Source organism: Streptomyces sp. MspMP-M5 (assembly GCF_000373585.1).
Lineage (GTDB): Bacteria > Actinomycetota > Actinomycetes > Streptomycetales > Streptomycetaceae > Streptomyces.
In genome coordinates this window covers 77,950-89,771 of record NZ_KB891866.1, presented here as the reverse complement: position 1 = coordinate 89,771, position 11,822 = coordinate 77,950, and the positions used below count along the sequence as shown (strand labels likewise).

Sequence of the window (11,822 nt, the reverse complement as noted above, 5' to 3'; positions counted from 1 at the left end):
GTGACAAGGCGCGCCAGATCGGCCGAGAACCGGGCGTACGCCGTGCGGGCCGGGGATACGGATGCCCGTGCGAGCGGCCAGGGACGGCCGCGCCGCGCACCGCGCCAACTCCTGTGCACAGAGAGGCCGTCGTGGACGAGACCGGTCTGAAGACACTGCTTGCACACCTCCCGGTGTCCTGGTGGGAGGCCGACCGCGACCTTCGGGTGATCGACAGCGGTGGCGGGGCCTTCGACGACACCGGCACCGCCCAGCGCTTCCTGGACACCCTGCGCCGGGAACCGCCCGCGCCCTCCGCCGCGCCGGGTGACCGGCACCGCCAGGCACGGTTCGACGGCCGGCTCTTCGACGTGAACTGGCCCCTGGACGCACCCCGTCCGGACCGCACCCGCGGAGTGGCCGTCGAGGTCGGCCCGGCCGAGTCCGCCGCCCGCCGCTACGACGCCTTCGCCGACCTCGCCCCCGCCGCCGCCTTCATCCGGGACGCCGCCGGCCGCTACCGCTGGGCCAACCACGCCTACGCCCACCTCTACGGCACCACGCCCGAACACGTCATCGGCAAGTACGTCCGCGACGTCGACGCCCCGGTCGACGCCGACCGGGTGCTGGCACTCGACCAGGACGTGCTCGCCCGCGGCACCCCGGTCCGGCACACCCTCACCTACCACCGCGCCGACGGCACCAGCGGCCACGCGGCCGGGCACCGCTTCCCGGTCCGCGAGGGCACCGAGACCTGTGTGGCCGGAATCTATGTCGACATCAGCGACTACACCCGCGCCCTGCACCAGCGCCGGGAGGCCGAGGACAGCCTCTGCGCACTGCGCGACCACAGCGGACTGCCGTGCGCCCTGCTCTCCGCCGGTGGACGGATCGTGCAGGCGAGCGCGGCCGCCGCCGAACTGCTGGGCACCCGGCTCTCGGAACTCGTCGGCCGCCGGGCCGACACCCTGCTCGCCCCCGACACCCAACTACCGGTGCTGGCACGGGACTGGCGCGCCCTGATCACCCGCCGCCACCGCCGCCTGCAGACCTCCGCCGTCCTCCTCGACGGCCGCGGCCGGCAGCGCCGCGCCCGTCTGCACCTGACGACGGTGGGCCGCGGCAGGTCCCGCGCCGTCGGTGTCTGGGCCGTGGTCACCCACCAGGCCCTCGCCCACGAGCCGCACCCCCCGCTCACCGCCAGCCAGGTCCGCATCCTCTCCCTGCTCGCGGCCGGCCGCAGCAACGCCGAGATCGCCACCCAGCTGCACCTGTCCCGGCAGACCGTCGACTACCACCTCAGCCGCCTCCGGGACCTGCTGGACGCCCCCACCCGCTGTGCCCTGGTCGCCCGCGCCTACGTCCTGGGCATCCTCGCCCCCCAGGCATGGCCACCCCGCTCGGCGACGGCGACATACCCGCACAGCGCCACCTGAACACGCCCCACCCGGCGGGCCGCCCCACCCGGCACACCCGTCGGCGTCGCCGCCCTGCTCCCCGGACCAGTTGCCGCCGTCAGCGGTCGGGCGGGCTGTGTTCGACGGTCTCGGGTCCGTGCCTCACCGGGGTGTCGGCGACCTCGCGAACGCGTCGGCGGCCGACGAGCAGCGGCAGTTCGAGGGGAAGGCCGACGACGACCTGCGGCAGGTTCTGCTGCAGATGGAAGAGGAGGGCGAACGCCAGCGCGGAGCTGGGCAGTACGTGCATGAGGTTGAGCGCGTAGAGGGCGCCGACCTCGAAGGTGCCGAAATGGCCGGGGGCGACCGGCAGCATGTTGGCGAAGTCGATCAGGAACAGGGTGAGGATCGCGGCGGTGACCGGCAGCGGTATCCCGAGCGCCTGGAGTACGACCGCCGCGCCCGCGGCGTCGGCCGTCTCCCCCACCAGCATCACCGCGAGCAAGGCGCACACCCTGCGCGGTTCCCGCAAGGAGTACATGCCGCCGACCACGCCGCTGAGGAACTTCGGCAGCCTTTCGGTTCTGCCGCGGCGCGCGATGACGATCAGCACGCCCAACTGCACCACCATGAAGGCCGCGAACACGGCGATGCAGCCGCTCACCACACCGGGGACGCCGTCGAGAAGCCACGGCACCGGGGTCACCAAGGCCGCCAGTCCGACGGCGCCGAACACCTTCTCCAGCCAGATGAGGGCGCCCGTGGTGGTGACCGGGACGCCGTCCTGCTTCAGGAACCACAGGCGGATCAACTCACCTGCCCGTCCCGGGCTGATGGCCGAGGCGGCCTGTGCCGAGAACTCGTAGCGCAGCAGCCGCCCCCGGGGAACCGGGTGCCGGGAACCCAACATGATGCGCCAGCCTTCGGCGCTGACGTACTGGCTGAACACGTTCAGCAGGAGCGCCACCACGAGCAGCCACGGCGTGGCGCGTTCGAGGGCCCGGCCCAGGGCCGTCACGTCGATCCCGCGCAGGAACCACCACAGTGCCCCGATGATCGCCGCGACGTTCAGGACGCGGAACGCGATGCCGCCCAGACGCCTCGCCCGGCTCCTGCGGTCGTTCACCGGTTGTATCCGACGGAGGCGTCCTGATCGCGTGCAGGGCGGGGCGACGGGCCGCGCGGGAGCCGGCGCGAGGCCGCGCTGGCCGGCCAGCGGGCGCGCTCTCGCTCGTAGGCCGCGGTCAAAGCACGGGTGTCGATCCCCGCCGCCGCGCGGAGCCGGCCGAGGCGCCGGTTCATGAGGTCCCGCCACGGCAGGGTGTGCAGGGGCCTGATCCCCGTCTCCCTGGCGAAGTCGACGGCGGTGCGGAACACCTCCAGGTCGGTGCGGGAGAAGCGGAAACCGCCGCGGTAGAGGTACCGCGCGCCGAGGGTGAACAGCTTCTCCTGCCAGGCGCCCAGTTCTCCGCTGGCGCCCATGGTGACGCCGATCACGAACGCCTCGTCCGGGGGCAGGGTGCCGCGGCCGAGCAGGATGTGGATGCAGTCGTGCCCCAACAGGTCGATGGCGCCCGGCAGGGCGACCGGGCTGGCGGGGTTCTCCAGCAGCCTGATGTACCACGGGATCGCTGCGGAGTCGTCACCCGGCATCGCGTCGTAGGCGGTGCGCAGCGTCACCGTGTCGTCGAGCCCGGGATTCCATTCGGCGAGCGATCCTCGCGCCGGCACCATGCGTCCTCCCCGTCAGTAGACCCGGCCGTGGTCGCCGTCGACGGTGACGAGCTGGCCGTCCTGGATCAGCTTGGTGGCGTTGTTCGTGCCCATGACGGCCGGGATTCCGTACTCGCGCGCCACGATGGAGCCGTGCGACAGCGCGCCGCCGGTGTCGGTGACGACGCCGCCGGCGATGGCCAGCAGTGGTGACCAGGCCGGGGTGATGTAGGGCGCGACCAGCACGTCGCCGGCCTGGAACGTCGGGAAGTCCCGCACCGAGAAGACGCGTCGTGCGGGAGCCGTCACCCGGCCCGGACTGACCGGCGAGCCGTGCAGTCCCGCCCCCTCCTCGGCCTTGGTCTGGTGCCCCACGAGGGCGACCGAGGTGACGTCCACCTTGCCCATGAAGATCCGGGCGTCCGCCGGCACCTGCGGGGGTGGGCTGAGGAGCTTCTGCTCCTCGCGGTGGGCGCGCCGCTGGTGGACCACGTCGTCCCAGCTCTTGGGAGGCTGCCCGCGGCCGATCTTCCGGAGTTCACCGTGCAGTTCGTCGCCGGTGAGGAAGAAGACGTCGTCCGGGGAGCGCAGCCCGCCGGCCGTGGTGAGCCTGCGCCCCAGTTCCAGGTAGGCGCGCCGCATGATCGGCCAGCCGCGGGTGAAGTGGAACAGTGCCTGGTCGCGGACCTGTCCGTAGCGGCGGTTCCAGCTCAGCAGGGCGGTGAGGACGCCGCGCCGGAGCGGGAAGGCGCGCAGTGCTGCCGCCACCTGGGCCCGTGCGGTGGTGCGGCGTTGCGCCAGTGAACGCATCCGCTCGCGCGGGTCGGCGGCGCGGCCTTCGCGGTACGCCGCGATGGTGGTGCGGAACGTCGACGGGTCCTCGGCGGGCGTGGGCTCGACGAAGTCGAGGTGGTAGACCTGATGCCCGTACCGGTCGAGGAACTTCTCGAACTCGCGCTCCGCCTCGCCGTCGTCCCCTTCGGTGCGCGCGATGTCGTGGAGTGCGAAGGTGGTCTCCGAGGTCATGCTCGGATATCCCTGCAACAGGGCTCCGTGGCCGGGGAGTTCGGTTCCGCTGTCCTTCAGTGGCTTGGCGATGCGGGGGTAGACGGTGGCCAGGAGCCATTCGCCGATGTTCCAGTACCACGCGAGGCCGCCGAGGATGGCCCAGTACTTGCCGCTCAGTTCCTGCGCCTCGGCTATGAGGCGGAGGAGGTCGTCGGTGGCCAGTGCGGTCAGGTCCGTGCGGCGCATCGCCTCCAGCCGCGCGACGTGCCGCGGAAGGATCACCGTGCGCCACCGCCGCTCCAGCGGGCCGAGGTGGAAGCGGTAGCAGTTGAGCGCCAGTTTCACGGTCCTGAGCGGGTACTTGTTCATGGGGTAGTCGAGGCGCAGGTAGGCGAAGCCGTTGATGGTGCCGGACATCGGTTTGGGCAGCAACGGGTTGGTGAGCTGCTCGGCCTCGGGCCCGGCCCAGTTCTGTGACCAGTGGGTGACCAGGCAGGGGAAGAGCGTGGTGGCGAAGAGCGGGGACAGCGGCTCCGGCAGCCAGGAGTCGCAGATGCTGATCCGCGCCCACCACGCCCCGTCGACCGGGCTCTGCCAGCGTACGTCGGCCGGAGCGGTCCGCGCCGGCTCCCGCTGTGTCAGGGGCCGTGCCTGCAGGATCGCGATCCGGCCCGCGCGGACGGCCCACTCCACGTCCTGGGGAGCGCCGAAGTGCTCCTCGATCGTGCGGCCGTAGCGGGCGAGTGCGACGGCCTGGTCCGCGGTGAGCGAGGCCGCGTCCCGCCGGTCGGACGGCACGTCGACGACGGCGGTGCCCGTCCCGGCGCCGGCTGCCTCGTATCCCCCTTCGCCGGCCGTGGCCGCGGGCACCACCATCCGCAGCTTGTGCGCGACCTGCGTGTGTGCCACCCGTGCGTCGGCACGGGACACTTCGAAGCGATCCGGGGTGACGAGGCCGCCGACGACCGCCTCGCCGTATCCCCAGCTCGACTCGATGACGGTCCGTCCGGCGGGCGGCGGATCCCCCGCCCCGTCGGTGACCGTGGTGGCGCGCGGGTCGACGGTGAACATCACGCCGGCCGACTCCGCGGGCACCATGGCCTGTACGACGACCGCCATACCGGCCGCCGAGTGCGGCAGGTGTTGGCGCTCCCGGTAGCGGATCGCGTGGACCTGCCACAGTGAGGCCCAGCACCGTCGGACCGCGGTCACGACGTCCTCGGGGGAATCCACGGCGAGTTCGGTGTGGTATTGCCCGGCAAAGCTCGCGGTCGCGGAGTCCTCGGATGTGCCCGAGGAGCGGACGGCGACCCCGCCCCCGTCCGGGCGGACGGCCTGGTATGCCTGTGCCAGCTCGTCCAGCAGCGGTTCGGGGAACTCCACGGTCAGGATCGTGGTGCGCAACAGGCGGGCGCAGTCCTCGATTTCACGGTCCTGGGAGCCGTCGGCGAGGAGTGTGGTGAGATGGTCGAGCTGCGGCCCGAGGGCTGCTGCCGTCGTGGTCCGGTACACGGAGAGGGGCAGGCAGAATCCGTCCGGGACGGGAATCCCCGCGGACATGAGCTCGCCGAGGTTCGCGGCCTTCGCGCCCACCCGGGTGGCATCGCCTGCCCGCAGGTCTCGCAGCATCACGACGTCATGCATGGTCGGCCACCCGGTCCACCCACTGTTGGTAGTGCTTGCGGAACCTCAGCACGCCCTTGTCGCGTTCGAGGTAGATGCCATGGCGGTCGCCGGGCTCCATCGTGTTGAAGACCGGCAGGTCCTGGTTGGAGGCGAAGGTGATCTCCAGCCGGTTCGCCAGGTAGTGCCTGAGGTCCCGCCAGCGCCGGCCGGTCGTGCTGACGGCCGCCGTGATGTGCTGGATCGTCCGGTTGGGGGCGATCGGTGTGGTGGCCAGCAGCAGCCGGTACTGCGGGACCCCGTCGGCCCAGTAGGAGATCCGCTGGCCCGCGGGCCAGCCGTCGACCCGCAGGACGAACTCCTCGGCGTTGGTCCCCAGCAGCCTGGTGACCGCGCCGAGCCTGCCGGTGTAGCCGGGCCACGTCAGTTCGGCGCCCAGCCACGCCTCCGGGTCGATGGGCGGGCCGTGGTCGGGGGTCTGCTGCTGGTCGGTGAGCAGCCGCAGTCTGCACGGCCCCGCCACTTCGAGTCCGTGGAGTGCGACGAGGTGGTCGGGGTCGTAGGTGTTCTCGAGGATGCGCCGGACCGTCGCCCCGGTGCTGTCGGCGAGTCGGAACCTGCGGTAGCCCGGATGGTCCTCGTCGAGCGCAGGCATCTCGGGCAGCGGGAACAGGGGTTCTTCGCTGCCGTACCAGGCCCAGACATAGCCGTAGCGTTCCACCGTCGGATACGGCCGCAGGCGTGCCTTCGACGGGATCCGTACCGTTCCCGGAACGTCGACACACGCCCCGGACCGGTCGAAACGCCAGTGGTGAAAGGGGCATCGCAGCCCACCGTCGACGACCTTGCCGTCGGCCAGGCTGGCCCCCATGTGCGGGCAGTGGCGCGGCATCACCACCGGTTGGCCGGTACCGTCGCGCCAGGCCACCAGCGGTTCGCCGAACAGGTGGAGCGCCCTGGGCTGCTTCGCCAACTGTGCGGAGGGGAAGGCGACGTACCAGCTCGCCGCGAGGTTGAGGCCGGCGGATACGCGTGCGTCCGCCGTGGTGTTCGTGTGGCGTTTCATGTTCCTGCCGCCCCGTCGTGCTCGGCGCACCGTGCGCGCTCCACCCATGACTGGTAGAGCCTGCGGAACTTGAGCACGCCGTGGTCGTGTTTGACCGGTACCCCGGAATGCGTGTCCTGGGCGTGCCGGTAGATCATGAGGTCCTCCCGGGTGCCGAGCAGGTGCTGGGCCCGGTACGCCAGGTAGGTCGGTGAGTCCCGCCAGATGCGGCCCGATCGGCGTACGAGCGACCAGCCCTGGAAGACGGTCCTGCCGCTGGAGACCGGTGTGATGCCGAGGAGTTCCTTCGCGATGATCTCGCCGTCGAGGAAGAACGTCAGCCGTTGGCCGCCGGTCCACCCGTCCACGAGGAGGGCGAAGCTCTTCCCCTCGATCCCCAGGGCCGTCAGCACCCGCGGCATCCGCAGCTCCCGCGATGCGAGCAGCGCGCCCGCCCACACCTCGCTGTCGATGGGCGGACCGTTCTCGGCCGCGGCCCCGGGGTCGCTGAGCATGGTCAGCTTCAGGGACTCAGCCGATTTCACGCCGTGCAGCGTCATGAAGTGGGAGAAGTCGAAGGCGTTCTCCAGCACCCGCCGTGGGGAGGCCGGGGTCGTGTGGGAGAAGCGATACGTCAGGTAGCGGTCGCGCTGGGACTCCAGTGCGGGGAAGACCGGCAGCGGGTACATCGGTTCGTCACCGCCGTACCACGCCCAGACGAACCCGTACCGCTCGATCACCGGGTACGTCCTGCGGTGCGCGGTCTCCGGGATCCGCCGCACACCGGGGACCTGGGTGCAGGTTCCCGATCCGTCGAAGCGCCAGTGGTGGAACCGGCAGCGCAGGTCGCCGTCGACCACCTTCCCCAGCGCCAGACTGGCACTGAGGTGCGGGCAGTAGCGGGGCATCACGACGGCGCGGCCCTCGCCGTCCCGCCAGGCGACGAGTTCCCGCCCGAACAGGTCGAGTGCCCGTGGCTTGGAGAGCGCGGCGGACGGCAGCGCGATGTACCAGCCGGCGGCCAGTTCGGGTGCGGCGGACGGTGTCGGCCGTGCCTGCGGCGTTCGGCCCGGCTTCATGTCGCCTCCCCGGAAGCCTTCGGGGCGAGGGCGGCACGGTCCACCCATGACTGGTAGTACCTGCGGTACTTGATCAGGACGTTGTCGTATCTGACGTAGGTGCTGGCCCGTCCGGTCGCGGTGGTGTTGTAGATGGGGATGTCCTGTGCGGTGCCGCCGCGGTTCTGCGCGTAGAAGAGGAGGAAGTACAGGAAGGTCTTCCAGTGTTTGTTGGCTTTCCTGACCCCGGCCCAGCCCCGCTGGACGGTCCGGTACTCACCGGTCGGTGTGATGCCCATCAGCACCTTGGAGATCTCTTCTCCCTCGATGTACGTGGTGAAGCGCTGGCCGCCGGGCCATCCGTCGATCAGGAGCCGGAAGTGGGGTCCCGAGCCGAAGGTCGTGACCATCTGATGCACCCACCGGACGGGGTTCTCCAGGAGGCTCCACGTCCTCAGGGTGCCGTCGACCTCGACGCCGAACCACGCGTCGTCGGCGATCGCCGGCCCGTTGTCCCGGGCGTCCGTCTGGTCGTGCAGTTGCCGGAACGTCACCGGGTCCAGCGACATGCTGTGCAGGGCCATGAAGTGGAAGTAGTCGATGGCGTTCTCCAGCAACTGGCGGGCCGTACCGGTGGTCGGGTCCGAGAACCGGAAGCCCACATAGTCGCCGCGGTCCTCCTCCATCGCCGGGAAGTCCGGCAGGGCGAACTCCGGTTCCGAGCCGCCGTACCAGACCCAGACATAGCCGTAGCGTTCGACCGTGGGGTACGGGGTCCGGCGGGCGGTGCCCGGGATCCGGTCGACTCCCGGGATCGCCACGCAGGTCCCCGACGCGTCGAAGCTCCAGTGGTGGAACGGGCAGCGCAGCGCGCCGTCGACGACCCGGCCGAGCGCCAGGCTCGCCCCCATGTGCGGGCAGTGGCGCGGCATGACCACCGGCCGGCCGGCACCGTCGCGCCAGGCCACCAGCGGCTCGCCGAACAACTCGACGGCACGCGGCCGGGCACCCAGCTCCCGCGACGAGAGCGCGATGTACCAACTCGCCGCAAGATTCAGGCCGTTGGGGTTCGGAGGCAGTCCTGTCCGCATGTGGTCCTGCTCGTAGGTCATGCGATCAACTCGTGCGGGTGCAGACGAACTCGGCCATCGCCAGCAGCGGAACCGCCTGGTGACCGAAGGGTGCGATCTCTTTCTTGGCCGAGTCGACGAGTTCACGGGCACGTTGCATGGACCCCTCGACACCGAAGAGCCTGGGGTATGTGGCCTTGCGGGACTTCTCGTCCTTGTTCGGCGTCTTGCCGAGTTCCTGGCGGGTCCCGATCACGTCGAGGACGTCGTCGACGATCTGGAAGGCGACCCCGACCTTGCGCGCGTAGCGGGAGAGCCGGGCAATGGTGTCGTCGCCGGCGCCGGCCAGCGTGGCCCCGGTCACCATGGCCGCGTCGATCAGCGAGCCGGTCTTGCGGGTGTGGATGAACTCCACGGTCTCCAGGTCGATGTCGTCGCGGCCCTCGCACTCGATGTCCACGGCCTGGCCGCCGACGAGCCCGGAGATCCCGACCCGGTTGATCAGTGTGTGCATCACCCGCAGGAGCCGTTCGGCGGGCACCTGGTGCGTGTTGAGCAGGATGAACTCCAGCGCGTACGCCAGCAGGGCGTCGCCGGCGAGCAGGGCGATGCCCTCCCCGAACACCTTGTGGTTCGCCGGTTTGCCCCGGCGGTAGTCGTCATCGTCCATCGCGGGCAGGTCGTCGTGGATCAGTGACGCGACGTGCAGCATTTCCAGGGCGCAGGCGGTGGGGATCGCCACCTCCGGATCGCCGCCGCTCAGGGAACAGCCCGCCAGGCAGAGGATGGGTCGTAAGCGTTTCCCGTCAGAGGACAGGGAATACCACATCGACTCGAAGAGCCTCTCGGGATACCGAGGTTCGAGCGCGCTTTCCAGATGACTCGCAACAATCGCCTGCTGCGAAAGCAGATAAGCCGGGAGGTCGAACTTCGCCACGACATCGGCGCTGACTATATCGTTCGCTATATCGATGTCCCCCATGGCCGCAACGTACCACCCGCCAATTCTCTAGATCTACGGTTCGAACCAGCCGACCGGGCCCGGCCTTGACGATCTTTTCGGTCATGCCGCACACCCTTCCGTCACCGCAGGCGAGGACGGGTATTCCCGTGATCCACCACCGCATCCGAGAGCACCTGGCGGGCGCACTTTTCAGCCACCACCGGGAAACCGGAATGATCAATTTCACTCTTCGATCCAGGCAAACTCGGACCAAACGGAAGATTAATTACCGGTGGACATCACCATGCGCCCGGCGTTCTGAACCATGTACGCTGGCCGCCTGATCCAACTCACCGCCACGGGACTGCAATTCTGGAAAGCGGACCGCTACGCGAAGGATCCTGGATGGCTACCCACTCGATACGCGCAAAGGAATTACCAAGAGAACGCGCCCTGGCCGAGGCCGCCGCCCGAACTCTCCACCGGCGCCTGCAGCGGGCGTTGGAGGTTCCGAGCAAGGCGGCACGCATCTTCAAGGACTACGCCGTCAACCTGTACTTCCCGGCGAACCGCATGTCCGCGCTCCAACGCCTGCGGTGCACACCACCGCTTCTCCTGGTCGAGTACCTGGTCTACCGGGTCGACTCCGTCACCGAGGGCGCCAAGGACGTCGATCTCGACGTCGCCAGGAACGCCGACTACGACAAACTCCACGCGTACAAGGCCCGGTTCGAGAGCCTGCTGCGCCGCGCCCACGCCTACAACGGGGTGGTCGCCCGGGAGATCGGGAACGGCGAGCGCTACGTCCGGCTGGAGAACAAGGTCACCTCAAGCCGGACGGTCGACCACGCGGACGTGTTGCGCCTGGCCGAACTACGGCCTTCGGACGTGCGCCTGCTGCACGGCATGACCTTCGCCCTCCTCGGCCGGCCCGCCGACACCGCCCTGCTGAAGCTGCTGTGGCCCGTCGAGGTGCTCGCCGACATCGGCAACGACCTGACCGACTACCACAAGGACGTCGCCGGCGGCCAGTTCAACACCTACGACGCCTTCGTCAAGCTCTACGGCCCCGCCGCCCCGGAACGGCTCCGCACCGAAATCGCCCGCTACGAGCAGATGTTCCTCGACGAACTCGCAGAATTCCCCCGCGCGCGGCAAGCCGAGCTCCGAGCCCTGGGCACCCGACGCTACCGTCCCCTGACCGCGGTCATCCCCGAAGCCCTTCCGGCCCATCCCACGCCTGCGGAACGCCCGTGATCAAGGACCCGCCCATCGTCGTCCTCACCGGTGTGCTGTGCGTGCTCTTCTGGATGGTCGCCTATGTCGCGATCATCTACCGGGGATTCCGGGACAAGACGTACGGCATGCCGCTCGCCGCCCTCGGCGCCAACCTCTCCTGGGAGGCGATCTACTCGTTCTTCCTGGACCCCATGGGCGACCACATCCACGCCCTCAGCATCCCCTGCTTCTTCATGGACCTGGTCATCGCCTGGCAGGTCTTCAAATACGGCACGCACGACCGCACGGCAACTTCCTTCGCCCGCAAGTACTTCAAGGCGCTCTTCTGCGCCGCGGTCGCCATCGCCTTCCCGATCGTGTACCTGGCCTTCTACGAGTTCCACGACCCGCTCGGCGAGTACACCGGCTTCGGTATCAACTTCATGATGTCGTTCCTCTTCGTCGCCATGCTGACGCGACGCGAGGGCGTCGCCGGCCAGTCCCTGTACATCGCCGTGTCCAAGTGGCTGGGGACGCTCTTCGCCTACATCGCGACCGCACTGACGGTGACCACCAGCAACGCCCACCCGATGCCCGACAGCCTGTGGTCGTTCGTGACCGGCACCGTCACCAGCACGTCCTATCCGCTGACTCCGCTGATCAGCGTGCTGTACCTGGTCGTTTTCCTCGTCGACATCCTCTACATCGCACTGCTGCGCGCCCGGCTCAAGGAATCCGGCATCTCCCCGTGGCGACGCTTCTGACGCC

10 protein-coding genes are annotated in these 11,822 nt (G+C 69.7%); 3 read left to right on the top strand and 7 right to left on the bottom strand.

All coding sequences use genetic code 11. The annotated features are described in order from the left end of the window. The first annotated feature begins 131 nt into the window (after positions 1-131). Entirely contained in the window at positions 132-1,415 is a 1,284-nt protein-coding gene (locus B073_RS0106665; protein ID WP_026247127.1) for a PAS domain S-box protein, read from the top strand. A 79-nt stretch (positions 1,416-1,494) separates the two neighbouring features. Here B073_RS0106665 and B073_RS0106660 read toward each other — a convergent pair whose 3' ends face one another. From B073_RS0106660 to B073_RS0106630, 7 genes are read right to left on the bottom strand one after another with little or no spacing between them, the layout of a single operon-like run. Further along, a complete protein-coding gene (locus B073_RS0106660; protein WP_018537307.1) occupies positions 1,495-2,502 on the bottom strand; it encodes a lysylphosphatidylglycerol synthase transmembrane domain-containing protein in 1,008 nt (335 codons plus the stop codon). After that, positions 2,499-3,110, bottom strand: coding sequence for a hypothetical protein (locus tag B073_RS0106655; RefSeq protein WP_018537306.1), 612 nt, complete (start codon positions 3,108-3,110; stop codon positions 2,499-2,501). Before B073_RS0106655 ends, B073_RS0106660 begins: the two co-directional genes overlap by 4 nt. Before the next feature lie 12 nt (positions 3,111-3,122). Further along, complete coding sequence (locus tag B073_RS0106650) at positions 3,123-5,741, bottom strand: PEP/pyruvate-binding domain-containing protein (protein WP_037811077.1); 2,619 nt, start codon at positions 5,739-5,741, stop codon at positions 3,123-3,125. After that, on the bottom strand, positions 5,734-6,786 hold the full coding sequence (locus B073_RS0106645; protein WP_018537305.1) for a Rieske 2Fe-2S domain-containing protein: 1,053 nt from the start codon (positions 6,784-6,786) through the stop codon (positions 5,734-5,736). Before B073_RS0106645 ends, B073_RS0106650 begins: the two co-directional genes overlap by 8 nt. Further along, the gene (locus B073_RS0106640; RefSeq protein WP_018537304.1) at positions 6,783-7,844 is read right to left on the bottom strand and encodes a Rieske 2Fe-2S domain-containing protein; all 1,062 of its coding nucleotides are present in this window, start codon (positions 7,842-7,844) and stop codon (positions 6,783-6,785) included. The genes B073_RS0106645 and B073_RS0106640 overlap by 4 nt, the downstream gene beginning before the upstream one ends. Next, a complete protein-coding gene (locus tag B073_RS0106635; RefSeq protein WP_018537303.1) occupies positions 7,841-8,935 on the bottom strand; it encodes a Rieske 2Fe-2S domain-containing protein in 1,095 nt (364 codons plus the stop codon). The genes B073_RS0106640 and B073_RS0106635 overlap by 4 nt, the downstream gene beginning before the upstream one ends. Positions 8,936-8,939: 4 nt before the next feature. Next, positions 8,940-9,875 carry a polyprenyl synthetase family protein gene (locus tag B073_RS0106630; protein WP_051093936.1) on the bottom strand — a complete coding sequence of 312 codons (936 nt, stop codon included), beginning with the start codon at positions 9,873-9,875 and terminating at the stop codon, positions 8,940-8,942. Between the two features lie 366 nt (positions 9,876-10,241). Here B073_RS0106630 and B073_RS0106625 point away from each other — a divergent pair, with 366 nt between their 5' ends. Both B073_RS0106625 and B073_RS0106620 read left to right on the top strand, forming a co-directional pair. Then, positions 10,242-11,093 (top strand): hypothetical protein, encoded by an 852-nt coding sequence (locus B073_RS0106625; protein WP_026247125.1) that lies wholly within the window; start codon positions 10,242-10,244, stop codon positions 11,091-11,093. After that, positions 11,090-11,818: a hypothetical protein gene (locus B073_RS0106620; protein ID WP_018537300.1), complete on the top strand. Its 729-nt coding sequence runs from the start codon at positions 11,090-11,092 to the stop codon at positions 11,816-11,818. Before B073_RS0106625 ends, B073_RS0106620 begins: the two co-directional genes overlap by 4 nt. Positions 11,819-11,822 lie beyond the last annotated feature (4 nt).

What these genes read in the sequence shown, in the direction of transcription:
- B073_RS0106655 (WP_018537306.1), bottom strand. Translation starts at nt 3,110, where the DNA reads ATGGTGCCGGCGCGAGGATCGCTCGCCGAATGGAATCCCGGGCTCGAC.
- B073_RS0106650 (WP_037811077.1), bottom strand. Translation starts at nt 5,741, where the DNA reads ATGCATGACGTCGTGATGCTGCGAGACCTGCGGGCAGGCGATGCCACC.
- B073_RS0106645 (WP_018537305.1), bottom strand. Translation starts at nt 6,786, where the DNA reads ATGAAACGCCACACGAACACCACGGCGGACGCACGCGTATCCGCCGGC.
- B073_RS0106640 (WP_018537304.1), bottom strand. Translation starts at nt 7,844, where the DNA reads ATGAAGCCGGGCCGAACGCCGCAGGCACGGCCGACACCGTCCGCCGCA.
- B073_RS0106635 (WP_018537303.1), bottom strand. Translation starts at nt 8,935, where the DNA reads ATGACCTACGAGCAGGACCACATGCGGACAGGACTGCCTCCGAACCCC.
- B073_RS0106630 (WP_051093936.1), bottom strand. Translation starts at nt 9,875, where the DNA reads ATGGGGGACATCGATATAGCGAACGATATAGTCAGCGCCGATGTCGTG.
- B073_RS0106625 (WP_026247125.1), top strand. Translation starts at nt 10,242, where the DNA reads ATGGCTACCCACTCGATACGCGCAAAGGAATTACCAAGAGAACGCGCC.